Source organism: Pseudomonas sp. FG35 (assembly GCF_057809295.1).
The window spans coordinates 375,965-402,625 of the sequence record NZ_JBMDJR010000001.1 but is presented as its reverse complement, the minus strand read 5'-3'; the positions used below and the strand labels follow the sequence as shown (position 1 = coordinate 402,625).

Below are 26,661 nucleotides of genomic sequence, written 5' to 3'. Positions count from 1 at the left end.
CTATTGGCGGCTACGGAAAGTGGTCCACAGGCGTGTGCGCTGGCGCATGTCCTTGAGGCTCATGCTGCGGTCGGCGTACAGACGCTCGCGCACCTCGGGTTTCGGGTAGATGTCCGGGTCGTTGCGCACTGCTTCGTCCACCAGCGGCGTGGCGGCCTGGTTGGCGGTGGCGAAGAACAGCGTATTGGTCAACGCCGCCACGGATTCGGGGCGCAACATGAACTCGATGAAGGCGCGTGCGGCTTCCGGATGCGGCGCGTCTTTGGGGATGGCGAGGTTGTCCTGCCATACCAGCGTGCCTTCCTTGGGAATCCGGTAAGCCACTTCAAACGGCTTGTTGGCCTTGCGTGCCTGATCGGCGGCCATGCTCGCATCGCCGTTGTAGGTCAGCGCCAGGCACACGCTGCCGTTGGCCAGATCATTGATCTGCCGGCCCGTGGCGACGTAGAGCACCGAGGGCTGCAACTGCTGCAACAACGCTTCGGCGGCGGCCAGATCGTTCTTGTCGGTGCTGTAGGGATCTTTACCGAGATAGTGCAGCGCCAGGCCAATCACTTCCTGCGGCGAATCGAGAATCGCGATCCCGCAATCCTTGAGTTTGCTGGCGTATTCGGGCTTGAACAGCAGATCGAGACTGTTGAGCGGCACGTCCGGCAGCCGCTGTTTGACTGCCTCGACGTTCATGCCCAGGCCGAGGGTGCCCCAGGTGTACGGCACGCCGTAGCGGTTGCCGGGATCGACCGCCGCCAGTTTTTCCAGCAGATCGGGATCGAGATTGGCGTAACCCTTGAGCCCGTCGTGGGAAATTTCCTTGAGCGCTCCTGCGGCCAGGCCACGGGCCAGCACGCTGGACGAAGGCACCACTACGTCGTAACCGCTGCCGCCGGTGAGCAGCTTGGTTTCCAGCACCTCGGACGTATCGAAGGTGTCGTAGCGCACGTGAATGCCGGTTTCCTTTTCGAAGCGCTGCAGGGTTTCAGGCGCCACGTAATCGGCCCAGCTGTAGAGGTTGAGGGTTTTCTCTTCGGCCTGGGCGGCGATGGAGACGGTAAGTAATAAAGCGGGCAAACACAGCTTGAAGACGGGAGCCATGACGAACACCTGACCGAAGGAAGTGGTGGCAGGATGCGCCGTCGGATACATTCGAGAAATATCAAGTTTGTTAACCTGACTTTATTCAGGAGTAATGTGATGCTCGGTCAAATTCACGATGTGGATCTTCAGCTCCTGCGGCTGTTTCTCGGCGTGGTTGAATCCAATGGCTTCAGCGCGGCGCAGGGTGAACTGGGCCTGAGCCAGTCGAGCATCAGCCAGCAAATGGCCAAGCTTGAAACCCGCCTTGGCTACCGGGTGTGCAACCGGGGCAAGGGCGGTTTCAGCCTGACGCCCAAGGGCGAGCAACTGTTGATTGCCGCACGGGCGCTGTTCGATTCGATCGAAACCTTCCGCCATCAATCCAACGGCGTCGCCGGACGTTTGATCGGTGAAGTGCGGCTGGGTCTGTCCGAAGCGGTCGATCAGTCGGTGCTGCAACGGGTCGCCGATGCGATCCGGCGGTTTCGCGAGCGGGACGAATCGGTGCGCATCGAGTTGATCAGCGCCATGCCCGGCGAAATGGAGCGTCTGTTGCTGCAACAGCGGCTGGACCTGGCCATCGGTTACTTCTCCCAGGTGCAGAGCGCGTTCGACTACCGCGAGCTATTCAGCGAAACCCAACATCTTTATTGCGCGCCCGGCCATCCGCTGTTTACCGACGAGGAGCCCGATGATGCGACGTTGCAGGCCTGCGACCGGGTCGATCACCCCTATCGGTTCCTGCGCAGTGACGAGCCGTTTCAGGGCAAGGTCTGTTCGGCACGCTCGGAACAGGTCGAAGGCACCCTCGCCTTCATTCTGTCAGGCAAACACGTCGGTTATCTGCCCAACCATTACGCCCGCCAATGGCAGGACAAGGGCCTGTTGCGGCCGGTGCGCGAAGGCGAGTTGAGCTTTGAAGTGGCGTTCCATCTGGCCCGCCATCGGGCGCAGGTGCCCGGCGATGCACAGAAGGCTTTTGAAGAAGATCTGCTGTCAGCCTTTGGTCGAACCTGACCTTTTGGGCAGTTTTAATGCGTTGCCCTCGCCCCTCGCTTACGGCATCCTGCGCACCCATTTTCCGACCCGGCCCCGCATTGCGGCACGCAAACCACCATGACCGTCTCTGAAAAAGCCCCGCGCAACAACGATCTGATCTACGGCCTCAACGACCGTCCGCACTTCACCGCAACGGTGTTTGCCGCCCTGCAACACGTGCTGGCCAGCTTCGTCGGCATCATCACCCCGACCCTGATCATGGGCGGCGCCCTCGGCCTGCAAAGCGAAATTCCGTACCTGATCAGCATGGCGCTGTTCGTCTCGGGTCTCGGCACCTTCGTTCAGGCCAAGCGCTTCGGCCCGGTCGGTTCCGGGCTGCTGTGCCTGCAAGGCACCAGTTTTTCCTTTATCAGCGTGATTCTCAGCGCCGGCTTCATGGTCAAGGCCCGGGGCGGCGGCACCGATGAAATCCTCTCGACGATCTTCGGCGTGTGCTTCTTCGCTGCTTTCATCGAAGTGGTGTTGAGCCAGTTCATCGGCAAGTTGCGCATGCTGATCACCCCGGTGGTGACCGGCACCATCATCACCCTGATGGGCCTGTCGCTGATCAAAGTGGCGATGACCGACATTGCCGGCGGCTTCGGCGCGGCGGATCTGGGCGCGGCCAGCCATGTGTTCCTGGCGGCGCTGGTGCTGGGCACCATTGTGGTGTTGAACCGGGTTGACGTGCCGTTCCTGCGCCTGGGGGCGATTGTCATCGGCCTGACCCTCGGCTACGTGGTGGCGTGGCTGATGGGCACCGTTGATTTCGCCAACCTGCCCGAAGTGCCGGTGGTCAGCGTGCCGGTGCCGTTCAAATACGGTTTCAACTTTGATTGGGTGGCGTTCGTGCCGGTAGCGGTGATTTTCCTGGTGTCGCCGCTGGAGGCTGCCGGTGACCTGACCGCCAACTCGATGATTTCCCGGCAACCGGTGAAAGGCCCGCTGTACATCCGCCGGATCAAGTCCGGGCTGCTCGCCGATGGTCTCAACTCGGCCATGGCCGCCGTGTTCAACAGCATGCCGATGGTGACTTTCGCCCAGAACAACGGGGTGATACAGCTCACCGGCGTGGCCAGCCGCTACGTGGCGTTCTTCATCGCCGGCCTGCTGGTGCTGCTGGGGCTGTTCCCGATGATCGGCGCGGTGCTGCAACTGATGCCGAAACCGGTACTCGGCGGCGCAGAGCTGGTGATGTTCGGCACCGTGGCCGTCGCCGGGATCAAGATCCTCGCCGAGGCCGGCCTGCATCGGCGCAACATGCTCATCGTGGCGATTTCCGTGGGCATGGGCCTGGGCATCGCCGCCGTGCCGGAAGTGCTGCGTGAACTGCCGCAGGCGCTGCGCAACATCTTCGAATCGCCGATCACCGTCGGTGCGCTGTGCGCCATCGTGCTGAATATCTTCCTGCCGGAAGAATTCATCGAACTGGAAGAAGATGACTTCGACCCGGAAGCCTCTATCCTTCAGGTCATGGAAAACCCCGACCTGCCGACCAAAGCTGAACCCGCAACCAAGGCCGCTGTCGCACAGTTGAACCGTTGATCCTGTCCGCTCGATGAAAAAAGGGCTGATACCGGCGACGGTTCAGCCCTTTTTCAATGAGAGAGCATCAATGCGCCGTATCCAAGCCGTCATCCTGTCCCTGCTTCTGCTCTCCCTCAGCGCCTGCGCGCTGTTCCCCAACCGCGACCCGGTGAACATCAACGTGGTCGGCCTCGAACCGCTGCCGAGCCAGGATCTGGAAGTGCGCTTCGCGATCAAGCTGCGCGTGCAGAACCCCAACGAAACGCCCATCGACTACAACGGCATCGCGCTGGATCTGGAGGTCAACGGCCATTCGCTGGCGTCGGGTGTGAGCGATCAGACCGGCTCGATCCCACGGTTCTCCGAAACCATCGTCAGCGTCCCGGTGAGCATTTCCGCGTTCTCGGTGCTGCGCCAGACATTGGGCCTGAGCCAGACGCAAACCCTCGACAACCTGCCCTATGTACTGCGCGGCAAACTGGCGGGCGGGTTGTTTGGCACGATGCGCTTTGTCGATACCGGCAAGCTCAGTCTGCCCAGGGCAAGTGCCGCAACCTGGTAAAGATGCGGTAGTCTGCACGGCCCACTGTCAGAACATGGAAGTCGTGGTTTATGCAAGACACGCCCACGCTGTACACCGAACGGCTGATTTTGCGTCCGCTTGAACTGGCGGATGCCGAGGCTATACAGCAGCAATTTCCCCACTGGGAAGTGGTGCGGTATCTGAACGTTTTCGTGCCCTGGCCGTATCCGGACGACGGCGCCCTCACCTATCTGCGTGACATTGCGCTGCCTTCCATTGCGGCAGGCAAAGAGTGGCACTGGACGATTCGCCTCAAATCGGCGCCGGAACAATTGATCGGCAACATCAGCCTGATGGACGAGCCGGACAACCACCGTGGGTTCTGGCTCGCCCCGACCTGGCAGGGCCAGGGCCTGATGACCGAAGCCAGCGAAGCCGTGACCCGGTACTGGTTCGAAACCCTCGATCAACCGTTGATGCGCGTACCGAAAGCCGCACCGAACCTTGGCTCGCGAAAGCTCTCGGAGCGCAGCGGCATGCGTTTGATTCGCACCGATGAGGACGACTTCGTCGGCGGCCGCTTCCCACGGGAAATCTGGGAAATCACCCGCGAAGAATGGCGGCGCCGACAAACCATCAAACCGTGAAACGCACGCCTGGCTTGGCCCGCTCGTCAACGCTCAACTCGAACACATCCGGTCGCGCATAGTGGCCGACCACGTCGTAGTCATAGCGGGCACGCACCAGTTCGGCGGTGTCGATCTCGGCGGTGAGCAAGCCGGCCTCGCCGCGCAACGGCCCGGCCAATACGTCGCCCATCGGCCCGACGATCACGCTGCCGCCGGCGATCAGCGGTCGATCTCCCGGCCAGTTGTCAATTTCCACGCCCAGATCATTCGGCGAGGCCTGGACCTGACAGGCGCTGACCACGAAGCAGCGCCCTTCATGGGCGATGTGACGCATGCTGACCTGCCACATCTCGCGCTCATCCACAGTCGGCGCACACCACACTTCAATGCCCTTGGCGTACATCGCCGTGCGCAGCAGCGGCATCATGTTTTCCCAGCAGATCACTGCGCCGAGCTTGCCGACCTGCGTGTCGAGCACCGGCAACGTTGAACCGTCGCCCTTGCCCCAGATCAGCCGCTCGGTGCCGGTCGGCATCAACTTGCGGTGCTTGGCCACTAGGCCGGCCTGCGGGTCGAAATACAGCGCGGTGCAATGCAAAGTGCTGCCGGCCCGTTCGATCACGCCGATCACCAGATTGGCCCCGGTACGTGCCGACAGACCGGCCAGCGCTTCGGTTTCCGCCCCCGGCACGTCGATAGCGTTGGCGAAGTAACGGGCGTAGGCCTCGCGGCCTTCCGGCAAGCGATAACCCAGCTGCGTGCCGAAGCCCTCGCCTTTCGGGTAACCACCGAGCAAGGCTTCGGGCATTACCACCAGCGCGGCGCCGGATTCGATGATCGCGGTTTCCCAGCTCAGGATCTGTTCCAGGGTTTCAGCCTTGCCACCGGGCAAGGCGCCGATCTGCAGGGCGGCAACGATTGATTTGGGCATGGCGGTCACTCCGTGAAGTTCAGGTGTTGCTGATTCTCCGACGCCACGGGATCATGAATAAAGACCGATCCACTGCTGAATGATATGAGCCAGATGAATATCGCAACCGTTGACCTCAACCTGCTGAAAGTCTTCGAAGCGCTGCATGAAGAGTCCAGTGCCAGCCGCGCGGCGTTGCGTCTGGGCGTGACTCAGTCGGCAGTCAGCGCAGCCTTGCGCCGGTTGCGCGAGGTGTATGGCGATCAATTGTTCGTGCGTACCGGACGGGGTTTGGCCCCGACGCTCAAGGCCAACCAGTTGAAACCGGTGGTCAGCGATGCGCTGAACAAATGTCGGCAAAGCCTGGCCATGGTCGACCCGACTGCCAATCACTACGACGGACGCTCGGTCACTGTGGGCCTCTCGGACGACTTCGAGATCGCTTACGGGCGGCTGCTGATCGAGGAAATCGCCCGCCGCGCGCCGAAACTGCGGCTGATCTTTCGCCAGACCCACAGTCAGATCGTCGCCCGGGCGCTGATGGAGCGCAGCATCGATCTGGCGATCACCGCCGGCGGGTTCGCCGAACGGCTGCTCAGCCGTCAGGTGTTGGGTGAAGGGGGTTATGCGTGTCTGGTGGATCCGGCGAGCCTGGCGCCAGGCCAGCAGCAGATCGATCTGGAGGAGTTTGTCACTCGCGAGCACCTGCTGGTGTCGTCGGGCGGTTTTATCGGGATCACCGATGAAGGGCTGGCGGCGCTGGGCAGGACTCGCCGGGTCTGCGCCTCGACCACGCATTTCGCGGCGTTGCCACACCTGCTCAAGGGCAGCGAAGCGGTGGCGACCATCCCGACCCACGCCGCGCAGGCCATTGCTTCAATGAGCGGGCTGGCGCTGCTGCCCTGCCCGCTGGCGCTGCCGCGTTACCCGATCGAACTGGGCTGGCGCACCAGCACCCAGATCGATCCGGTGGTACTGACGGTGCGCGAAGCGATAGGCGCCAGTTTCAGAACCGAATGATTACTTGTTGGCCGCCATCAGGCGATTGACTTCACTGCGCACCATGTTGGCGAACTCCGGCGGCGACATGCCGTCCAGTTCGGCGCGCACGAATTCGGCCCATTTACCCTTGCGCTTGGAGCGCTCGCCAAACAATCGTGCGGCTTCACCCTTGGCTTTGCCCAGATTGTTCTGCCAGAGTTCGAACAGTCGGGATTTCTCGTCTTCCAGCGCGGCGCGCTCTGCGAGGGATTTGTCGGCGAGATTGAAACTCATCGGGAATTACCTGCTGCATGAAATGGCGACATCTTACACGCTGGACGGAAACCTCTGACGCTGGTTTTTGCTCCGGATGGAAAATCGCTGCAACTTTTCAAGGCGCGCCACACTCCATTGTTCACTGTCCATTCACCTGCAAGGAGTCACCCAATGGCCCGGAAAACCGCCGTTCAAGCCGCCGAAGACCAAATCAAGGACCAGGCCTTCAGCGAACTTCAGGCGCTGATCGAAGAGTCGGAAAAACTGCTCAAAAGCAGTGCCTCGCTGGTCGGCGAGGAAGCGGAGACCCTGCGCGGGCAAATCGCCCAGAAATTGCAGCAGGCGCTGGATTCGGTCACCAGCGTGCGTGACCGCACCAAACCGGCGGTGGACGCCACCGAGAGCTACATCGGCGGGCACCCGTGGCAGACCGTGGCGATATCCGCCGGGTTCGGTCTGGTGGTCGGATTGCTGCTCGGTCGCCGCTGAGCGCGAACAAAAAAGGCGAGTCCCTCGGGCTCGCCTTTTTCATGCCCGGCAAACACTCATTCGCCGGCCAGTTCACGCAGCTGCGACAGGGTCAGTTGATCCAGTTCGATCCCTTTGGCCAATGACTTGGCCCGCTGCAAATGCCGCCGATCCCCCGGCAAGCGCTTGAGCCCTACCCCGTGCATCTGCCGCACGAGTTCCTGACTGCGTTCGGCAAAGCTTTGCCCGGCGGTCTTGCTCGGGTCGATCACGATCAGCAGCTGACCGGTCCACGGTGTCTTGGCCCCCGGATGGTTTTTCCAGTCGAATTCGAACGAGAAATTGCCGCCAGTCAGCGCGGCGGCGAGCAGCTCCACCATCATCGACAGCGCCGAGCCTTTGTGCCCGCCAAACGGCAGCAATGCGCCGCCTTCCAGAATCGCTTTCGGGTCGCAGGTCGGCTGGCCGAGACTGTCGACGCCCATGCCTGCCGGCAGTTTTTCGCCCTTGCGCGCGGCGATCTGCACGTCGCCATGAGCGATGGCGCTGGTGGCCAGGTCGAACACGATCGGCGCACCGTCGGCCCGTGGCGCGGCGAAGGCGATCGGGTTGGTGCCAAACAATGGCCGGTCGGCGCCGTGCGGCACCACGCAGGTCATGCTGTTGACCACGCTCAGCGCTACCAGGCCTTCGTCGGCGAACGGCTCGACGTCCGGCCACAGTGCGGCAAAGTGATGGGAATTTCGGATCGCCAACACCGCAATCCCGGCGCTGCGGGCCTTCTCCACCAACAGTGGACGCGCCGCCGCCAGCGCAGGCTGGGCAAAACCGTTGCCGGCATCGACACTGACAAACCCTGAAGCCACGTCCTCGACTTTCGGCACGGCCTTGCCGTTGACCCAGCCACTGTTGAGCGTCGAGACATAACCGGGAATCCGGAATACGCCGTGACTGTGCGCACCGTCCCGCTCGGCATTGGCGCAATTGGTGGCCAGGGTTCTGGCGACTTCGGCCGAGGTGCCGTGACGGGTGAAAATCGTTTCCAGCAGTTGAATCAGCTCGTCCAGAGACACCGAGGACGAGATCGCATGATCGTGTGGCGCAGACATCTGAAGCTCCAGAGTAATTATTGGAGGGAACAACAGCGAACGAACAACCCGCAACCGGATTAACCACATGCAGCCGGTAGCCTGTCAACCCCGTGATGCGGATCGCACCTGGCGCAATATCCATGTACCACCTGCCGATCCCGGCCGATTCTTAATCTTGAGCCTCAAACCATCAGCGCGTGCAAACGCCCTCAGCGAGACTCCACGATGTCAGCCCCAACACCTCCCTTGTTATTCCCCGAAGCCATTGATTCACCGGGACTCTGGCCCGAACTGGGCAAGGCACACGGCCTGCGCGAAAAGGATTTTCGCTGGCTCGCCCATGCCCGGCTGGCGTCGGCCACCTTGCGCGGACAGCAGACTCCCCCCCTGCGTGCCGAACGCGTATTGCTGAACGTCGGCAACCAGATTCCCCTGCCGCTGCCCGGCGCCTTTGTTCTCGGGGAGATGCCGGATGACAAGGGTCTGATTCTCTACACCCCGTATGACGGCATCAGAAAACATCACAGTCGGCAATCCCTGAAGGTGCAACTCGAACAACGCCTCAACGACGCCGATGAGCAGGACCCTCTTTTGGCATTTCTGGCCGAGCCCCAACGCAAGCGACTACTCGACGCCGGGCCCGTTTCAGTGACCTTCAGCATTATCGACGGGGATATATTCGAAGAACAGCGTGCAAGCCTCGAGCAAGGACAGGCATTGAACACCGAAGCCCTGTGCGCCGAACTGCAAGCCATCGCCACGCTCACGGACATGCTGGAGGCGATACTGGATAACGCGCTCAAGCCACATTTCGGGACATTGCGGCAAAAAAATACACGCGTCAGATTCCGTCCGCTTGCCAGTGACAGCGCCCGCCCCATGGAATTGACCGACAGGCACTGGCCCGAATCCATGAGCCTGAGTGAGGCAGTACTGGCGTATTACCGACATCAGCACTGGCCGGCGGGCCGGCAACCGGCGTTTTCCAATCCGGGCAGAAAACCGGCAATTGACGATCAGGCTGTCTGGGAGGATGTCGTCAAGAACACTTCGGGGCGGTTGCCGGTGCTGCTGTTTCGCGAACTGGAAGGTTTCTGGGACGCCCCCTCCGCCGTTGGCACCACCCGGCGTGTCTTCTTCGCTCAAGTGCTGGAAGACCAGGCACGCTGCGAATGGATGCTCAAGCGCGAAGCCGGGATCCTCGATCGCGAGCAGTTCAACACCGTGCATCAACTGATAGATCCGGTTTCGTCCGCCGTCCGTTTTCCTGTGGTGGAAAGCGTACGGCTGTGGGAACACGCCGCCAATTACGTGGAACTGGCGGGTTCGCTGATGATCAGCGAACCTCACGCGTTTCTTTATACGCCCGCCCAAGGCCTGCAATTGCTCGAGGATTACGAAGATCTCAAGCAGACGCTGCAGGACAAATTTCTCGCCAGGGGTCACGAAGACGAGCTCTTCGGATTGTTGAACCTGGATGAGCAAAATCGCTTTCTCGGTTTCGATCAACCCAAGGTATCGGGAGAACGGATCGTCGGGGAAATCTTCAAAATCCTGTTCGAATCGATCATCACCAAGCAACGACAGAACATCGAATACGCGTTGCAGGTGTTTCGACACAGCGACGGTGCCGTGAACCTTCACGCGCTGTTCGACAAAAGTCTGGATATCCGCTCGATGATCCATGAACGGTTGTTGCAGCTGGACACGAGGGGACGCTGGAGCACACACCCGGTGATCGCCGGCGACCGGCAACCCTCTGCTGTGCTCGCGGAGAAGGCCCTTGCGGCGGTGAAGACCTTCCGTTCGGTTGAGGGTCCGCTGGTCAACCGGCTTGCCAGTCAACCCATGAAGAATCGGGCCATCCAGCGTTACTGGCTGGAAACCATGAAGCCGGATCTGGCACACGCCTGGTTTGTCGGCATTAACGGTGAGGCCAGGCTCCGCCGATTGAATGCAACCCTGCCGGCCTGGGCTGAAGCGATCGTCAATACCGTGATCAGCGCCGATCGCCCCACCCGCATGCAGCGTGAGGCGCTCAACGGTTTCCGCCCGGATGCCTATTCGCTCACACTCGAAAGTCCCGGTGAACGCCATCTGGTGCGCCTGGCACATTGCATCCTGTTAACCGAACGTGGAGGCCTCGACGAACAACACTCGGGGTTTGCAGTGCTATGGACGCCTTCACAGGGGCTGGAAGTTTTCGACAGCGTGGCCAGTGTCCGCAGGCAGTTGAACCGGCGACTCCTCGACGGTACACAACGCCTTTCTTTGCTGGAAAACATCCTTGCATCACAGTTCCAGGCCCATCAGCGATATACCCTGGGGCCGCTGCTTTTCATTGGCGGCAACGTGCTGCTTGATCGCATGGAGTCGAGCATCGAGCATTACCTGGATCGATGCGAACAGGTGCGCTCACGGATCACGGACCAGACCCGCCTGGAAAGGGCTCTGGAACAACTGCGCGGGACGACGATCAACACCAACCTGCCTCTGGCAGCCAGCCATGCGCAAGCCATCGCCACCGCACAGACATTGCCCGCCTGGCTGGGAATGGCGCCGGTAATGGAACAGAAAAGGCACGTTGAATTGCTGGAACAGTGGTACCAGAGTGTTTCGAACGATCAGGATTACCTGACGGGCGTGCCGACTTTGGTCAGCCACGTCGAACAGACGCTCGCGACCTTGCTCGGCCAGCGCTTTCCGGGGCATCGGCTCGATCCGCGCGAAATGGAAATCACCCCTCACCTGGCGTTGGCCGGCCCCCCGCAGACGCTGGTGGAATTCGCCCTGAACCACATCAACGTCGCCCAGGGAACGGGCTTTCGGGTGTCATCGAAAAACCGGCAGACGATGCCGGCCGGGCTGGATCAGGGAGCGGTGACGCAATTGCTGCTTTCACTGGCGATACCGACAAGCTTCAGCGCAAAAGTGGCCGGTTCACTGTCGATCGACACGGCCGAAGGTCGTGAGCGCAAGCAGCGCTTTTTACGTCAGTTGCCCTGGCAACTGATGCAACAGGCCCATGCCCTGAAACTGCAGCAACGGCTGTGTGACACCGCCTTCGATTACGTACGTCAGGTGCTGGACATGCCCGACGGTATTGCCCGGGCCGCCGCAGAGGTGCCGGCCATTGCCTGCCCGCTTTCGCTGATCAAGACCGAAGGCACGCCAGCGGTCATCGTTCCCGGAATGCATGTGTTCACGGCCGGCGGCGAAAACAGAGAGCCACTGGTGCTCTACGCCCCCTATGACGAACAGGTCTTTCACGAATTCGATGACGAAAAATCGCTGATAGCGGCGTTGAACATCCCCGGACATTTGCAGAACCTCTTGCTGCGCCGCCTGCCAGAAGCCGAGCGCGCGCTGTTTCGCAGCCTGCTGGAATCCACACTGGGTCAGACCAGTGAAATGAGCCTGGACTTGCGAGCAATCACCGGCAACCTGCTGGAGTACCTGTACACCGACAATCTCAAGTTGCTCACCCAACTGCTGGGGACCCAGAAACAGAGCGAAGCGCAGACTGACTGGGAGACAGCAAAAGTTCTGCTCAGCGATGAAATCAAACAGGTTCCCGGTTTGCTGCCGGGCAAGCTTGCCGTCATCCCCTTTCTCTGGAAAGCGTACGACGAGTTCAAGGACTCGGCCGAAGCACTGCAGGATCACCACTGGAAACGCGCGCTGCGGTCTTTTATCGGAGGGGCCGCGCAAATGGTGATGATGGGGCTTTTGCCGCAGATGTCGGCCGAAACCTCCATCGCCAGTGATGCCGTCGAGCAGCAAAGCACAGACGCAGCCGAAACCATGGCGAAAAACATGGAAGAAACAATCACGCCGGATAGGGCCGACATCGAACCCACTTCGCCTCGACGCACGCAGCTGGGTCCTTTCGAGGCGAGGGAGGTTGCGCTGGAGGATCTCGTCTTCAGCCCCAGGCTGGGCACCTACCGGGATGTGTCGAACAACCGCCATTACGCCGTGATTGAAGGCAAGGTCTACCCGGTCGTTCAGAAGGGTGAAGCCTGGCAACTGCGCAGCCCGGATCAATCCGGCCCGATGATCCAGATCAGCGAATCACGCCAGGTCATCATTTCACCTGGTCAGACCGTTCACTACGGCCAGGCCATCAGGAAACTCGCCGAACGCACGACCATTACCCGCTTGCGCCGCAACATGTTGAACATCGAAGCCCACGGTATGAATGAGATTCGCCTCAAATACCCGCAAAAAGCCCAGGAGTTGGTGCATGCAATCGACCTCGCCCGACGCTATGCCTTTTATTGCCTGCATAATCTGGTTCCGCTCACCAAGGGTATAGCCAACCCCCGGGTCAGCCTTTTTCTCGAAGGCTTTTTTGATGCGCCGAAGATTACCGCCGAAATGCTTAAAAAAATCGGCACCGCCATCATCCCCATCTGCAAAGCCCTGGTGGACCCCGCTGATGAGTTGTTGGAAACAGAGCGCTTCGTCGTCGGTTCCAACAAGTATCTGCCCGATGTGATCGCGTTTGTCCTGGATGGCGACCAGAAGCGATTGGTGCACTTCACCGAACACTTTTTCGACCAGCAACTGGATGCATTCAAACCTTTTATGCAGGTGCCATTCGATGTCGACGGGCATGCCCAGGCATCCACCTTGATTCACGAGTTTTCCCATCAATTCAGCAAGACGATGGATATCGCAACATTGCGTGCACGTGAGCCGTTCTGTGACCTGATATCGACCCTCACTCCGGATGGCTTGAGGTTGTACGAGGATCTGGAGTTCGATCAGAGCTCTGCCTTGTCACTGCGTACGCCACGAGAGCAACTGTTTGCCGAATGGAACACCACCCTCAAAACCTGGATGGGGATCGACAAGATTGCGGACATGCAACTGATCTACGATGAAGTCCTGCAACTGACCGGCGCCAAAAACCTTCTTGAAGCGCGCAACGCCTTCCTTGATCGACAAAATCCCGACGTTCGCATCAAGGTGATCCTGCGCAATGCCGACTCCGTCACCCGGCTGATCTGCGAAATCGGGCGGCAACTCGACCCCATGCAATCGCCCTGAAGCAGACGAAAAAAAAGCGCAGGTGCAACACCTGCGCATTTAATGCCTTTGGAAGCCGAATCAGTCCTTCTGATCCCGCAGCACATTGCCCGAAGCCCCATCGATTCGGAATTCGTACACCACGCCATCGGCCTTGCGCCCTTCTCCTTTCCAGTAGCCGTTGTTGTCGGCCTCGATCTCGTAGACCTCGACATAACCGGCCTTGGTTTTAACGATTTCGATGGCCTTTTCGATAGTGATCCATCCAGCGCCCGGGCGGTCGGCCAGCGCCACGCCGGCGCTCAGGAGACTGGCGGTTGCGACGAAAGCGGCCAAGGTTCTTTTGATCATTTTTTCACTCCATTTGGGGGATAGCGTTCACAGGACGTCCTGGTTTTTGGGGCGTTTTGGGGAAAAAAAGTTCAAAGTTTGATGGGTAAATGCCATGACGGATGTTCTCGGCACCTTCCCCCAAAGGTTAGAATGCGGGAAATCAGGATGAGTCAATGACCCAGAACACCCTCTCGGAAGCCGAATACGATGCGATCACCGATGCCGCCGCGCATTGGTGCATGCGTCTGCATGCCGTCGACTGCACTGCTGAAGAGCGCCAGGCGTTCGAACAATGGCGTGATGCGCACCCGCTTCACGCGTTCGAGTATGAGGCCATGCTGGAAATCTGGGAGGTGGCTGAGCACTTGCCGCGCCCGGAACCCGCGCCGGTCGTGCCGATTCGCCAACCCGCCAGCTCATGGCGCCGGTACGCAGTGGCGGCTTCGGTCTGTGCCCTGGCATTGCCGCTGGCCGCCTGGGCCGGATGGAACCTCGGCTGGCTCCCCAACAGCTATCAGCATTTTGCAGCGACCGACAATGTCCGCCATGTCACGCTGGGCGATGGCAGTCAGGTCGAGCTGAACCTCAACACCGAGCTGACCTACAGCAATTACAAGGACGAGCGTCGCGTCACGCTGAAAAAGGGTGAGGCGTTCTTCGAAGTCAGCCATGACCTTGGCCACCCCTTCATCGTCAGGGCGGCCGAAGGCAGGATTCGCGTCACCGGCACGCGCTTCAACGTCTGGATGTATGAGGACCAGGTCAAGGTGAACCTGATTGAGGGCTCCGTGCTGGTCACCAGCAACGCCCGCCTGAGCGGCGACGGCTTGCGCCTGGGCCCCTCGATGCAGGCTCGCTACAAGCACGGCGACGACATGCCGCAAATCAGTCAGACCTACGCCAACGACCATTCGCTGGCCTGGCGCAGCGGCAGGCTGGTGCTCGACAACCTGTCGCTGAACGAAGCGTTGCCGCAGATCAACCGCTATCTGGACAAACCCCTGATGCTCGCCGACAACTCGACCGGCTCGATCCGGATTGGCGGGATCTACAACATCAAGGAACTGAACAGCTTCGCCAGTACCCTGCCCAAAGTCTTGCCGGTCTTCCTGACCCGCAACAAGGACGGCAACCCGGTCATCAATCCGATGCCGCAACAGCCGCCAAAAAACTGAAGGCCGTTCCCGTGAGGGAGCGGCCTTCTGCTTTAGCGGTTGTAGACGGGTTGAACAGCTGATTACTGCGCCGCCACTTTCCCCGTTTTTTCCAGATCATCGCGTACGGTCTGCACCTGATACTGCGGATCAGCCTTGATCTGCTGCTCGGTGAACGGCAACACGCTCCATTGTTTCTTCGAGAACGCCTCGGTCTGGTCGCGGGAATACTTCGACGCCGGATCGCTGGACAGCGAGAACGCCAGCAGGCCCTGAGCATGCGGCCCCTTGTCGTCGAACGTGACGACTTGCAGGTAACTGGTGCCGCTGACCACCTCCAGCTTGCCATCTTCACGGGGCACGCTCTGGATAGCGTTGTAGATGCCCAGCGTACCCGGGCCACCGTGAATCGGCGTTTGCTGGCCGCCACTGCTGACCACCTGCACATCACCCCAACGGGTTTTCTCGGTCAGGCCCATTTTGGCGGCAATTTCGGCCGACGCCAGCATGGCCTCGCGCAGTGCCTTGGCCACTTCCGGCTTTTCAATAGCCAGCCCGCGCGGTGTGTGTTGCGCATCCTTCGGATCGAATGCCACGCGCCAGGCCTGCGGCGATTCCTGCATCGCTTGCATGATGCTCTGGAAATGCACCAGGCCAACGCCCGACTCCAGATTCGCCCGGCCGTCCCACGCTTTCAGGCTGCTGCACACCGTTTTCAACGCTGCAACAGACTGGTTAGCACAGAACTTCAACAGATCCGGCACCACCTGCGTTGCCAGGAACACCTGATCGTCCATCACCATGTGTTGCAGGTCCTGTACTGACACCGGGCCTTTTTTGCTCAGGGTTGCCAGTCGGTCCAGCGCAAAGCGCGAGCGCAGGCCCAGCGGCTGGCCATCCTGGCTGATCAGCGGCGAGAAGCCGGTCAGCGGTTGCGCCGGGTTGGCCAGCCAGGCCGAATCGTTGGAGTGCTGGACGAAGTCCTTGCGCAACAGCTGCGGCAGTTGGCTGGAGGCGTAGATGCCCTTCTGTGCGGCTTGCGGATCATTGTCCCAGGCGCAAGCGCTGTTGGAACCGTCGAGCACGATCATTTTCAGACCGGCGCGCGGGTCGCTGCACCTGGCCAGTTTGTCGGTACTGACGTTCGGCACCACTGACAGGTTCATGTACAGCGTCTGGCCCTTGTCATCCACCGCCAGGGTGTTGACCCACGGGATGCCCTGGACCGTGTGCACCGAATCCTGCAGATCCTTGAGATTGCCGGCGCGGTTCATGGCGTACCACTGCTTCAGCACCCGGTCATTGTCGAGGTTGGCATCGCGCAGGCTATAGGCGAACTGATTGTTCCAGTCGAGCTTGCCGGGCCACTGCACGATCGGGCCGAACTGTGAGCTGTAGACGTCACGGGAAACCGGCACGACCTGGCCGTCCGCCTGTTTGACCTGCACCGTGACGGTCTGCTTGTTCATCGGCAACGACTGGCCGTCGAGCAGGTAACGGGTCGGATCCTTCGGATCGAGTTGCAGGCGATACAGGGTGAAATGCTTGGACGAGTCGACGGTGTGGGTCCAGGCCAGGTGCTGGTTGAAACCGATGTTGATCATCGGCAGACCCGGCAGCGCCGCGCCCATCACATCGAGCTTGCCCGGAATGGTCAGGTGCATCTGATAGAAGCGCATGCCGCCGACCCACGGAAAATGCGGGTTGGCCAACAGCATGCCGCGACCATTGAACGAGCGCTCACTGCCCACCGCCACCGCGTTGCTGCCACGGTCGAGTGCGAAGCGTTGCAGGCGTGTGTCCGCCAGTTGGTAGTCCCGCGCATCGTTTTCAATTTGCGCAGTGACCTGCGGCGGCGTCGCACCCGCCAGCGCTTCGGCGAACTGACCGACACCGCCCTCGACCAACAGTCGACGGGTCAGCTTCACCAGGTCTTCGGCGGCGATATCGCGCACCCATTCACCCTGGCACTGTTGCGGCAGTCCCTGCTGACGGCGCTCGGCCAGGTAACGGTTGTAGCCGGCGGCATAACCTTCCACCAGGTCACGCACCTCGGCCGGCTGCGCCTGCCAGAAGGCATTCACCGCCTGCGGGGTGTTGAGCCACTGGAAGAACACATCGCTGATGCGGTTCTCGCGTTCTTCGACCGTCAATTGCTCCGGCCCGAAGTACCGCGACCGCTCGCCATTGACTGTCACGATTTCGTTGGCCAGCAGGCACAGGTTGTCCTGCGCATAGGCGTAACCGATGCCGAATCCGAGGCCTCGTTCGTTTTCCGCGCGAATGTGCGGTACCCCAAAGCCTGTGCGACGGATATCCGCGCCGGTCTGAACGGACGGGCTGAACGCCTGCGCCGACAGACTCAGCCCGAGAAACAGGCCGGCAAGGGTCAGTCCGGTGAATTGCCTGGAAATAGTCACGCTCGCTCCTGATCGATATGCCGAAGAGCGAACCGCCCGCCACCGTGAACACGTCGGGCCCGGCTCGCTCTGAAATCACCCACGCGTCACGCGCAATGAGCCTGTCCAGAAAACGAAGCCGTGGAAAAAAAATTTAGTGGGTCACCCACCCGTATCGTGCCGCCATCACGGGGAAAAGACGAAACGACGACAAATTTTCTACATTTTTCGCTTCATGATTTGTCGGGCTGAAACGTCTTGTTTAGAGAGAGCACAAAAAACCTTTCCTGATCAGGCTCTGAAAGGAGTATTCGCATGTACAACCCACCCCTACCATCGGAAGGTAGCCAGACCCTACAAGGAGCGCCCATGGGTTCGCACGTCGACGTATTCGGGCAACGGATCGAGCGTCACGGCAATGAACGCATCCGCTTGCTGCTAAAAAGCTTTGGCCTGCGCACCAGTCTGATTCGCCTCAAAGTCATCGACACCCTGCTGGTCGCCGCCGAAGACGATCGTCGTCTGGGTGTGCGTGGCGTTCACAGCCAGTTGCTGGATCTGGACATTCCCTTGTCCTTCCTCAGCGTTCGCGAAGTGCTCAAGCGCCTGTGCGCCGAAGGCGTGATCACGTTCAACGACGACAAGAGCTACAGTCTCCATCCCCAGGCTGCGGCCGTGCTCAACCACGATTGAGGCGCGCGGCCGACGCCGTCAGGGCTTGACCTTGCGGCGCATCACGCCGTTGATCACCACGACCACCACTGCCACGCCGATGGCGATGTACTGGAAGGTTTGCTCGCTGAGCTTGCCGGCGTTTTGCAGCCAGGACAGGCCGAGCATGATCAGCAGTACGGCGACGGCGATCAGAATCGAATATATCAAGCGTTGCTTATGGGTCATTACAGGTTCCTGAACCGTTGGAATGTATCGGGTTTGTATCGGCGTTGATGCCATGCGCATACCGTTTGACGGGGATGCGCCGCGGTAAACGGGGTCTCATGTTACAGCCGATGAAGAGCTTTGGCTTCAAACGGCGTCAACCATGAGGATCTTTGAAATGCTGCGTCGAATCACCTGGCTGATTCCTGTCCTTGCACTGCTTACCCTGAGCGGCTGCATCATCTTTCCCCACGGCGGCTGGCATGGCGATCATCGCCACTACGCGCCTGGCCCTGGCTATTACTACCATCGTTAAGTCATCTCGCGGAAAGGATGCCAGCGTCCATCCGTTCAAATGCAACAACGGATTTTAGCGTCAGGAAAATTGCCCACAGGAATGTGGGCTTTTTTTATGGATCGGCGATTTCTGATGTAGGGGATTTCGCCTGTTTAAGCGGGAATGACGCCCTCCGCAACATCACGCATAACCGCGTCATAGACCGTCACACCAATGGCGTAGGAACATTCCCTGCTCCTCCCTACCCTTTGCGCTCCCTCTCGACGATCGTGAAAGCGCATGCAAAGAACTCTCATCCCCCTCCCGTCACTCCAGGCGCTCGGTTTCTGTCTCGCCATCACGCTGTTCGAATGGCTGACCTACATGGCCAGTGACATGGTCATGCCGGCCATGCTGACCGTCACCCGGGATCTGGAAGCCGATGCGGCTCACATCCCCAACGCGTTCAATCTGTATCTGATCGGCGGCGTCTGCCTGCAATGGCTGATCGGGCCTCTGTCCGACCGGTTTGGTCGGCGCCCGCTATTACTCGGCGGTTGCGCGCTGTTCGGCGTGACCTGTGCGGCGGCTGTCGCCACGCCCGGCATCGAAGTGTTCAACGCCCTGCGACTGATGCAAGGCATGGGTTTGGGGTTTGTCGTGGCAGTCAGCTACCCCGCGCTGCAGGAAGTTTTCTGCGAAGCTGATGCGGTGCGTCTGATGGCGCTGCTGAGCAATGTCGCGTTGCTTTCACCTCTGCTCGGTCCGCTGCTTGGCAGTCTGTTGCTGGAATGGTTGAGCTGGCGCGAGCTGTTCCTCGGTCTGGGCCTGATCGCGACACTGACCTGGATCGGACTGTATGCCTGTATGCCGGAGACGATCGGCGTTGTGCGCCACGATGGCGGTCAGCAAGCGCCGATCCCCTTCTCCTTTCGCCAGATCAGCAGCCGCTACCTGTTACTGCTGCGCAATCACCGCTTCGTCGGCATCTGTCTTGCCCTGGGGCTGATGAGCCTGCCGCTGATTGCCTGGATCGGACTGTCGCCGCTGCTGCTCGTCCAGTCGCTCGGCCTGACTACTCGCGAATATGCGCTATGGCAGATTCCGGTTTTTTCGGCGGTCATCGTCGGCAATCTGATCCTCGACAGACTGCTCGCGTCACGGGAACTGCCGCAACTGATTCGTCTGGCACTTTGGCCGTTCTGCCTGGGTCTGCTGACCCTGATCGCCACCGCACTGTCCAGCCTGTCCCTTGCAGGGTTGATGACTGGCCTTGCGCTGTACGCCGTGGGGCTGGGCATGAGCAACGCTGCACTGTACCGGCTCGCGCTGTTTTCCAGCGATGACAGCAAAGGTCTGGTCTCCGCCACGATCGGCATGATTTCGATTGCCGTGATGGGTGTCGGCGGCTCGCTGATCGCTGCCATCGGCGGCGGTACCCGTCTCGAATCCTTCGCCATGTGGGCGGCGCTGGGCGGTCTGCTCAGCCTGCCCCTGCTGTACCGGTTCCTGCCACACGTCCCGGCAGACTCCGCTTCTTCAACATAACGATAAGGACCCCTGATGAGTCACTTCCCCCACAGCGACGCGCTTTGCGCGCTGACGCAACCCTATTGCCCGGATTCCGTGCCGGACGGCCTGTTTGACCAGGCCATGGCCGAAATCAGCCAGTTTCACAGCCGGCACACTCCGGGCTACGAACACTGGCTGAACGCCAATGGTTTGAGCGTGAACGACCTGGACAGTCTTGATGACTGGTCGCGTCTACCGCCGATTTTCGCCAGTTTTTTCAAGCAGCAACAATTGCTCAGCCCCGCCGGCATCGACGCGCGGGAACTGACGTCCTCAGGTACCAGCGGTCAGAAAAGCCGCATGCGTTACGACGAACGCAGCCTGGGAGCGGCCCGTAACATGGTCGCGCAGATCTTCCAGCACTACGACTGGAACACCCCGAACACACCGTGCAACTACCTGCTGTTGGGCTATGAACCCGAAGGCTGCATCAGCCTGGGCACATCCTTCACCGATCAATTCCTGTGCCAGTTCGCTCCCGTCAATCGCGTGGCCTACGCACTGCGCCGCACAGGCGGCGGCCATGAATTCGACGGCTTCGGCGTGATTGCCGCCTTGCAATCCTTCGCCGAAGAAGGCCTGCCGGTGCGGATCTTCGGCTTCCCCGCGTTTCTCTGGCAGACCCTGCAACGCATGCAGGCCACCGGCGTGGCTGACCTGCAACTCGCAGAAGGCTCGCTGACCCTGTTTGGCGGCGGTTGGAAAACCCATGCGGCGCAGGAGATTCCCCGCCAGCAACTGTACGAGCGCATTCACCGCCAATTGGGCATCAAGATGTCCCGCTGCCGTGACGGCTACGGCGCGGTCGAGCATGCGGTGCCTTACCTCGAGTGTGCTCACCATCATTTCCATGTACCGGTCTATTCGAAGGTTTTCGTGCGCCATCCCGCCGACTTTACGGTTCAGCCTTACGGCCGTCAGGGCTTGCTGAGTTTTGTCTCGCCTTACATTTCATCGAGCCCCGCGCACGCGGTGGTCATGAGCGATCTGGCCACCCTGCATCCGGGCGTCAGCTGCGGCTGCGGTCTATCCACCGACTGGTTCGAACTGCATGGCCGTGCGGCCACCACGGCCGGCCGAAGCTGCGCGATGGCCGCTTCTGAACTATTGGAGAAGCACTGATATGTACCTGATCAACGGACAACTTCACGATGACTGCACCCTCGACGTCGCGCTGCAACAGCTGGACCTGGATTTGCCACAACGACTGGCCAGGGCGCTCGATACAGCGACTGTGCTTGGCGCAGCAGCCATTTTTGCCGAACGTCTGCAAGACCCGGACATGGCAATGCCCATCGAACCCGAGCAACGCCAGGCACTGATCGGGTTCTGCCAGCCGGACGCCCTGCGGCGCAAGCTTGAGCGCGAACTCGGCGAGCAACCGGGCAGCCTGCGTCGCCTCGACTATCGCCAGTCACGCTTTGAACGCTGGAGCCCGCTGGGCCTGGTGGTTCACATCACCCCCGGCAATGCACCGTTGCTGGCCTTCTGCGCGGTGATCGAAGGCCTGCTGGCGGGCAACGTCAACTGGTTGCGTCCCAGCAGCAGCGATCAGGGGCTGACGGCTCAATTGCTTCATGGCTTGGCGCAGTGCGATGCGACCGGCCAGATCGCCGGGCATATCGCGGTCGTTCCTGCCAGCACCGCCCAGGTCGGCCAATTGTGCCAACGAGCCAACGGCGTGTCGGCGTGGGGCGGTGAATCGGCGCTGCAAGCCATCCGTCAGCAACTGGCGCCCGGATGTCGCTGGATCGACTGGGGTCATCGCATCAGCTTCATCTACCTGACTCCGGCAGCGGCCACGCCAGAAGCGCTGGACGCCGTGGCCGATGAAGTCTGCCGTCTGGACCAGCAGGCCTGTTCCAGTCCGCAATGGCTGCTGGTGGACAGTGACGACGAAAGCATCCTGCGCGCCATCGGCAATGACCTGGCCGAGGCGTTCGAGCGTCGATCCCGACACTGGCCGGTTCTGCTGCCTTCGATTCAGGAGGCCTCTGAAATCACCACCCGCACGGCGATGGCACGCCTGGCTCACAGTTTTGGCGGGACCGGCGGCCAGGTCTGGCAATCCTCGGACTGGCGCATCATCTGGGCCCACGACCGGCAGCTCGCGCCCTCGCCGCTGTTTCGCAGCCTGCTGCTCCAACCCCTGCCGCGCGCACGGATCAGCGAGTCGCTGTTGCCCTGGCGCAACGTACTGCAAAGCGCCGGGCTGATGTGTGCAGAACACGAAACGGCTGAACTGGCTCAAACACTGATCGCCGCGGGTGTCACGAGGATCACCCCGGTGCAAGCGATTCACGATGGCTACGAAGGCGAACCCCACGACGGCGTATATGCATTGCAGCGCCTGAGCCGGCGCGTATCGGTCAGCCTGCCGGCCATGGCGCTGGCAACCCGCGCCACGCTCGATCCTCTGCCGACGCCACCCTGCGTGGCCAATCTGCCGATCATGAGCAAAGACGCCTTTGTCACCCGCCCGATCCACCCGGCGGCCCGCTTGTACTTCCGCTCCGGCGGCAGCAGCGGCATCCCGGCGTTGTCCGGCTTCAGCTACCGCGACTTCGATCGGCAGATGCGTGCCAGTGCCGACGGTTTGTTCGCGGCGGGTCTCGACCCGAGCCGCGACCGGGTGATGAACCTGTTCTTCAGCGGCGGGTTGTATGGCGGTTTCTTCAGTTTTTCCAAAGTGCTGGAACTGCTGGGTGCCACGCACCTGCCGATGGGGGCACCGGCCGATGACGATTACCGCGAGATCGCGCAGATCATCATCGATCAGCGGGTCACCGTGCTGGTCGGCATGCCCAGCACCCTGCACCGCTTGTTCCTCAACGAACAGGCACGGCTGCGCGAATATGGCGGGATCGAAAAAGTCTTCCTCGGCGGCGAACACCCCGGAGAACAAAGCCTTGCACTGATGCACGACTGCGGCGTCAGGCTGATCCGCTCAGCCATTTACGGCAGTGTCGACGCCGGACCGCTCGGCCATGCCTGCCCCGCCACAGGTGATGGCGTATTTCATCTGATGAGCGATATCCAGCACCTGGAGATTGTGGAATTCGAGTCTGATCGATCGGTGACCGACGGTGAAACCGGGCGTCTGGTGTTCACTTCCATCGAGCGCGAAGGACAGGACGTTCAGCGCTACGACGTCGGTGACAGCGGTCGCTGGCTGCCCGGTGCGTGTGACTGCGGGCTGCCCACGCCGCGTTTCGAGCTGCTGCAACGTCACGGCAGGTTGATGCGCATCGGCACCGACTTCATCTGCCTCTCGCAACTGGCAGAGCATCTGCAGACCGACTTCCAGCTGATCCTCGAACACGCCCCGGACGGCCTGGAGCGCATGCGCTTTCGCAGCCCACGGCAACCCGATGATGTTCAGCGTCGCCTGCTGGACTATCCGACCTTGACCACTCTTATCCAGACAGGGCTGCTGACCGTTGAGGTAGAGGTCTGCGGCAGCGACGGCTTTACCCGCAACAAACACAGCGGCAAGACGCCGCTGCTGATCGACAACCGGGGCATTGGCCCCTGCGCAGACAGGCAAGGAGCCAATCATGAACACACGCTTTGAACTGCAAGAGCTGATCACGTTTGCGCGACAGCATTCCGGGTTTTATACGCGTCACTTCGCTGCACTTCCCCAACCGATCACAGCCCTGGAACAACTGCCGGTGATTGACCCCGTGGAATACTGGAAAGGCAGTCATGACCTCGATCGGTGGCCTGTCCTGACGGCACCGCTGAACGACGCACTGGTTTTCAAGACCGGAGGCACCACCAGCGCCGGCAAGTTTTCACTGTTCCGGCGTGAGGAATGGCAGACGCTGGTCACAGACTTCGGTCGCAGTCTCGGCGCCCGGTTGAGCGCCGGAGACCGGGTCGCCAACCTGTTTTTTGTCGGTGATCTGTATGCCAGCTTCATCTTCACCCACGATGCGCTGGCGCATGTGCAAACCGAGGTCGTCGAGTTTCCCTTCACCGGCCATGTCGACTCGGACAACCTGGCCGATGCGATTGCCCGCCACCGGATCAACGTGCTGGCGGGTCTGCCGGCCCATCTGCTGAGCTTCGCGGCGTGGCTTGAGCAACATGACCGGGTCCTCACTGGCGTCACCGCCCTGCTCTACGCCGGTGAAAGCCTGTTTGACGCCCAGTTGCAACGGCTGGCGCGGGTGTTCCCCAACGCCCGCGTGGCCTCGATCGGCTACGCCAGCGTGGACGCCGGATTCATCGGTGCCAGCCATGGTGACTGCGCCATCGGCGAACACCGGGTTCCCGAATGTCACGCAGTGCTGGAAATTCTCGACGAGCAGACCGGTGAAGTGATCGATGAATGCGACCGGGTCGGACGCCTGGTGATGACCAACCTCACGCGCCGGTTGATGCCGTTGATCCGCTACCCCGTCGGCGACCGTGCGTGCTGGCGAGAGCCGCCTGACACCCCCAGGCGCAAGTTTGCGCTGATGGGCCGCTGCGCCGACAGCCAGCGGGTGCGCGTGGGCATTCTGACTCTGCTGCCGCAATCGATCGGCGAAACCGTGCGGCGCATCACTGGCAGCGACGATTGGCAACTGGTGATCGAGCAGGACGGCGTCATGGATATCCTTCGCCTGCACTGGGCACCGGACGCCCTGTCACCGGCCAACGCTGAAGCCGACCAGACGCTGCACAGCGCCTTGATCGAAGACTATCCGTTGATCGAACAACTGAGCACCGATCACCTGCTGGCGTTGCGGATTCGCTGTTGTACGGTTCAGGAACTGGCACGCCATCCACGCTCCGGCAAACGTCAGCGCGTGCTGGACCGGCGCGTCTACAGCGGCTGCGGCCAGGAGCGTTGCTGATGACATCCATCACCCTGCGCAGTTTTCGCACCAGCGACGCCCCGGCGGTCAGTCGCCTGTTCAGAAAGATCTACGGCGACCATTACGCTCAGCCGCATGTCTATCTGCCCCGCATGATCAAGCAGAACCATGCCGTCGGCCGCTGGCATTCGCTGGTGGCGGTGTCCAACGATCAGGTGGCGGGCCACTCCGCGTTGATTCTCGACAAGGGAACATCCATCGTCGAATTGGCGCTGAGCGTGGTGGATCCGCAGATCCGTGGCCAGAACGTCGCCACGCAACTGGGCCGACACTTGCTGATCCATGCACAGGCGCTTGGTTATCAGGGCGTCACGATCAAGCAGATGACCCATCACCCCTACACCCAGAAGATGGCCGCCGGCCTTGGTTTTCATAACACCGGCTTGTTGCCCGATCATGCACCGTCGCCCTTTGGCAACGCGGTGACGGAATCGCTTGTACTGGGTTACACCCCTGTCGATGGCTATCAGCGCCCGCTGCCGGCCTTGCATTGGCCCGACGAATGCCGTGAATTCATGCAACAGATGTGCGACGTGTTCGGAACACGGTTGAGCGTGTCGCCGTGGGTTGGCGCACCGGCGCAGCTCGAACAGCGCTGGGGGCGATATGACGGGGTATTCAACGAGGTGGACGACAGTTTGCTCAAACAGCTGCAACAACTGCCCGAACATTGGCTGATATCGATCAGGCTCAGGCTGGCGCAGGGTTTCGACAATGCCTGGCGCCGGTTGTCGGCGATGGGTTTCGTGTTCAGCGGACTGGCGCCCGATGACAGAGGTGCAGGCTGGCTGGCGTTGTTTCATCGCGGGTTCCAGCCCAGATCCCTGGCACTGCAGTGCCCGCGAATGCAGCGATTGCATGACGACATGCAGCAACAAATCGCACCGCTGACGGGACTGCAGGTTGGCGGCAACCGCCCATAAACGAAAGGGCCCGCTCCGTTCCCGGTGCGGGCCTTCTGATCATGCCTTGGCGTCGACGCCTTTGTCGGTCGGCGGCTTGCGCTCGCCGCCCTGTCCGTAGGTCTTCAGGTTCTGCAAGACATAGATGGCTTTCTTGTACTCGGGAATCAACGTATTGGCGTACTTGTTGCCCTTGAGATTGTTGTTCTGGATGGTATCCAGTTGCGTTGCGAAGTACTCCAGCGCATTGAACTTGGCGTCCGGATCCTTCTGAATGCCGAAGCGATCAAACTTGTCGCCGGCGTTGAGCAGAGTAATGGACGTGACTTCGGAAATCAGGCCACGGCTGCGCAGCATTGCACTGAGGCTGCCCAATTGTTTGGCCGAAACATTGGTGGGATCGAAACCCTTGATGTTCTTGTGCAGCCCCTGCTTGTCCATCTCGGCGATGCTGATTGCGTTGGGATCGTTGCCGACCAGAGCCAGCATTTGCTTGACCTTCACGCTTTGGGAAACCGGTTTGCTCGAGCTTCCTGTGTCTCGAACCAGCAAACCCGCCTTGGGTTGCCAGGCACCGGTATAGCCGATAGTCATGAGCAGGCTCCTTGCGAGGAAAACATGAAAAATTCCTTGTTGGACGACTTTTGAGTTGCCCGGAGTATCGGCCGGCAAACCAGTGGCACCAACTCCTTTCTGCATTTTTTACAATTTTTGTACATTCACGAT

24 protein-coding genes are annotated in these 26,661 nt (G+C 60.7%); 15 read left to right on the top strand and 9 right to left on the bottom strand.

Annotation, left to right across the window (positions count from 1 at the left end):
• A complete protein-coding gene (locus ACODTD_RS01800) occupies window positions 1–1,092 on the bottom strand; it encodes a polyamine ABC transporter substrate-binding protein (RefSeq protein WP_285355622.1) in 1,092 nt (363 codons plus the stop codon).
• Window positions 1,093–1,191: 99 nt separating this feature from the next.
• On the opposite strand from ACODTD_RS01800, the gene ACODTD_RS01795 reads away from it, so the two are divergent.
• The 4 genes from ACODTD_RS01795 (at window position 1,192) to ACODTD_RS01780 (ending at window position 4,809) form a co-directional block, all read left to right on the top strand.
• The gene (locus tag ACODTD_RS01795) at window positions 1,192–2,091 is read left to right on the top strand and encodes a LysR family transcriptional regulator (protein WP_489104367.1); all 900 of its coding nucleotides are present in this window, start codon (window positions 1,192–1,194) and stop codon (window positions 2,089–2,091) included.
• Between the two features lie 99 nt (window positions 2,092–2,190).
• Complete coding sequence (locus ACODTD_RS01790) at window positions 2,191–3,657, top strand: nucleobase:cation symporter-2 family protein (RefSeq protein ID WP_285355619.1); 1,467 nt, start codon at window positions 2,191–2,193, stop codon at window positions 3,655–3,657.
• Window positions 3,658–3,727: 70 nt separating this feature from the next.
• Entirely contained in the window at window positions 3,728–4,201 is a 474-nt protein-coding gene (locus tag ACODTD_RS01785; RefSeq protein WP_169430282.1) for an LEA/WHy family protein, read from the top strand.
• A gap of 50 nt (window positions 4,202–4,251) precedes the next feature.
• A complete protein-coding gene (locus ACODTD_RS01780) occupies window positions 4,252–4,809 on the top strand; it encodes a GNAT family N-acetyltransferase (RefSeq protein ID WP_285355616.1) in 558 nt (185 codons plus the stop codon).
• Here the strand turns inward: ACODTD_RS01780 and ACODTD_RS01775 are convergent.
• A complete protein-coding gene (locus tag ACODTD_RS01775) occupies window positions 4,799–5,722 on the bottom strand; it encodes a carbon-nitrogen hydrolase family protein (protein ID WP_285355614.1) in 924 nt (307 codons plus the stop codon). The two genes, ACODTD_RS01780 and ACODTD_RS01775, sit on opposite strands and share 11 nt — an antisense overlap.
• An 84-nt stretch (window positions 5,723–5,806) precedes the next feature.
• On the opposite strand from ACODTD_RS01775, the gene ACODTD_RS01770 reads away from it, so the two are divergent.
• Window positions 5,807–6,721 (top strand): LysR family transcriptional regulator, encoded by a 915-nt coding sequence (locus ACODTD_RS01770; protein WP_285355612.1) that lies wholly within the window; start codon window positions 5,807–5,809, stop codon window positions 6,719–6,721.
• Here the strand turns inward: ACODTD_RS01770 and ACODTD_RS01765 are convergent, their stop codons facing one another.
• Window positions 6,722–6,976 (bottom strand): hypothetical protein, encoded by a 255-nt coding sequence (locus ACODTD_RS01765; protein ID WP_007957535.1) that lies wholly within the window; start codon window positions 6,974–6,976, stop codon window positions 6,722–6,724.
• A 153-nt stretch (window positions 6,977–7,129) separates the two neighbouring features.
• Between ACODTD_RS01765 and ACODTD_RS01760 the strand changes: the two genes are divergently transcribed.
• Window positions 7,130–7,447: an ElaB/YgaM/YqjD family protein gene (locus tag ACODTD_RS01760; protein WP_007957537.1), complete on the top strand. Its 318-nt coding sequence runs from the start codon at window positions 7,130–7,132 to the stop codon at window positions 7,445–7,447.
• Window positions 7,448–7,503: 56 nt separating this feature from the next.
• On the opposite strand, the gene ACODTD_RS01755 is transcribed toward ACODTD_RS01760, so the two are convergent.
• Window positions 7,504–8,535, bottom strand: a complete 1,032-nt coding sequence (locus ACODTD_RS01755) for an Ldh family oxidoreductase (RefSeq protein WP_201818324.1) — start codon at window positions 8,533–8,535, stop codon at window positions 7,504–7,506.
• Window positions 8,536–9,162: 627 nt separating this feature from the next.
• Entirely contained in the window at window positions 9,163–10,203 is a 1,041-nt protein-coding gene (locus ACODTD_RS01750; protein WP_285355606.1) for a hypothetical protein, read from the bottom strand.
• A gap of 48 nt (window positions 10,204–10,251) precedes the next feature.
• Here ACODTD_RS01750 and ACODTD_RS01745 point away from each other — a divergent pair, with 48 nt between their 5' ends.
• On the top strand, window positions 10,252–13,572 hold the full coding sequence (locus tag ACODTD_RS01745) for a dermonecrotic toxin domain-containing protein (protein ID WP_489104366.1): 3,321 nt from the start codon (window positions 10,252–10,254) through the stop codon (window positions 13,570–13,572).
• Between the two features lie 60 nt (window positions 13,573–13,632).
• On the opposite strand, the gene ACODTD_RS01740 is transcribed toward ACODTD_RS01745, so the two are convergent.
• On the bottom strand, window positions 13,633–13,902 hold the full coding sequence (locus ACODTD_RS01740; protein WP_102621347.1) for a PepSY domain-containing protein: 270 nt from the start codon (window positions 13,900–13,902) through the stop codon (window positions 13,633–13,635).
• Between the two features lie 155 nt (window positions 13,903–14,057).
• Between ACODTD_RS01740 and ACODTD_RS01735 the strand changes: the two genes are divergently transcribed.
• A complete protein-coding gene (locus ACODTD_RS01735) occupies window positions 14,058–15,059 on the top strand; it encodes a FecR family protein (protein WP_201818321.1) in 1,002 nt (333 codons plus the stop codon).
• Between the two features lie 62 nt (window positions 15,060–15,121).
• Here ACODTD_RS01735 and pvdQ read toward each other — a convergent pair whose 3' ends face one another.
• Entirely contained in the window at window positions 15,122–17,458 is a 2,337-nt protein-coding gene (gene pvdQ / locus ACODTD_RS01730) for a bifunctional acylase PvdQ (RefSeq protein ID WP_201818320.1), read from the bottom strand.
• Window positions 17,459–17,752: 294 nt separating this feature from the next.
• On the opposite strand from pvdQ, the gene ACODTD_RS01725 reads away from it, so the two are divergent.
• The gene (locus tag ACODTD_RS01725; RefSeq protein WP_011333980.1) at window positions 17,753–18,130 is read left to right on the top strand and encodes a hypothetical protein; all 378 of its coding nucleotides are present in this window, start codon (window positions 17,753–17,755) and stop codon (window positions 18,128–18,130) included.
• Window positions 18,131–18,148: 18 nt separating this feature from the next.
• Here ACODTD_RS01725 and ACODTD_RS01720 read toward each other — a convergent pair whose 3' ends face one another.
• Window positions 18,149–18,337 carry a hypothetical protein gene (locus ACODTD_RS01720; RefSeq protein WP_007957552.1) on the bottom strand — a complete coding sequence of 63 codons (189 nt, stop codon included), beginning with the start codon at window positions 18,335–18,337 and terminating at the stop codon, window positions 18,149–18,151.
• A 142-nt stretch (window positions 18,338–18,479) separates the two neighbouring features.
• Between ACODTD_RS01720 and ACODTD_RS01715 the strand changes: the two genes are divergently transcribed.
• From ACODTD_RS01715 to ACODTD_RS01690, 6 genes are all read left to right on the top strand, one after another.
• Window positions 18,480–18,632 carry a hypothetical protein gene (locus ACODTD_RS01715; RefSeq protein WP_489104530.1) on the top strand — a complete coding sequence of 51 codons (153 nt, stop codon included), beginning with the start codon at window positions 18,480–18,482 and terminating at the stop codon, window positions 18,630–18,632.
• Window positions 18,633–18,893: 261 nt separating this feature from the next.
• On the top strand, window positions 18,894–20,141 hold the full coding sequence (locus ACODTD_RS01710; RefSeq protein ID WP_489104365.1) for an MFS transporter: 1,248 nt from the start codon (window positions 18,894–18,896) through the stop codon (window positions 20,139–20,141).
• Window positions 20,142–20,156: 15 nt separating this feature from the next.
• Window positions 20,157–21,287: a LuxE/PaaK family acyltransferase gene (locus ACODTD_RS01705; RefSeq protein WP_011333978.1), complete on the top strand. Its 1,131-nt coding sequence runs from the start codon at window positions 20,157–20,159 to the stop codon at window positions 21,285–21,287.
• A 1-nt stretch (window position 21,288) separates the two neighbouring features.
• Window positions 21,289–23,739, top strand: a complete 2,451-nt coding sequence (locus ACODTD_RS01700) for an aldehyde dehydrogenase family protein (protein ID WP_489104364.1) — start codon at window positions 21,289–21,291, stop codon at window positions 23,737–23,739.
• Entirely contained in the window at window positions 23,723–25,012 is a 1,290-nt protein-coding gene (locus ACODTD_RS01695; RefSeq protein ID WP_041475258.1) for a phenylacetate--CoA ligase family protein, read from the top strand. The genes ACODTD_RS01700 and ACODTD_RS01695 overlap by 17 nt, the downstream gene beginning before the upstream one ends.
• Window positions 25,012–25,956 (top strand): GNAT family N-acetyltransferase, encoded by a 945-nt coding sequence (locus tag ACODTD_RS01690; protein WP_201818314.1) that lies wholly within the window; start codon window positions 25,012–25,014, stop codon window positions 25,954–25,956. The genes ACODTD_RS01695 and ACODTD_RS01690 overlap by 1 nt, the downstream gene beginning before the upstream one ends.
• Before the next feature lie 39 nt (window positions 25,957–25,995).
• Here ACODTD_RS01690 and ACODTD_RS01685 read toward each other — a convergent pair whose 3' ends face one another.
• The gene (locus tag ACODTD_RS01685; RefSeq protein WP_011333974.1) at window positions 25,996–26,529 is read right to left on the bottom strand and encodes a hypothetical protein; all 534 of its coding nucleotides are present in this window, start codon (window positions 26,527–26,529) and stop codon (window positions 25,996–25,998) included.
• Window positions 26,530–26,661: the final 132 nt, after the last annotated feature.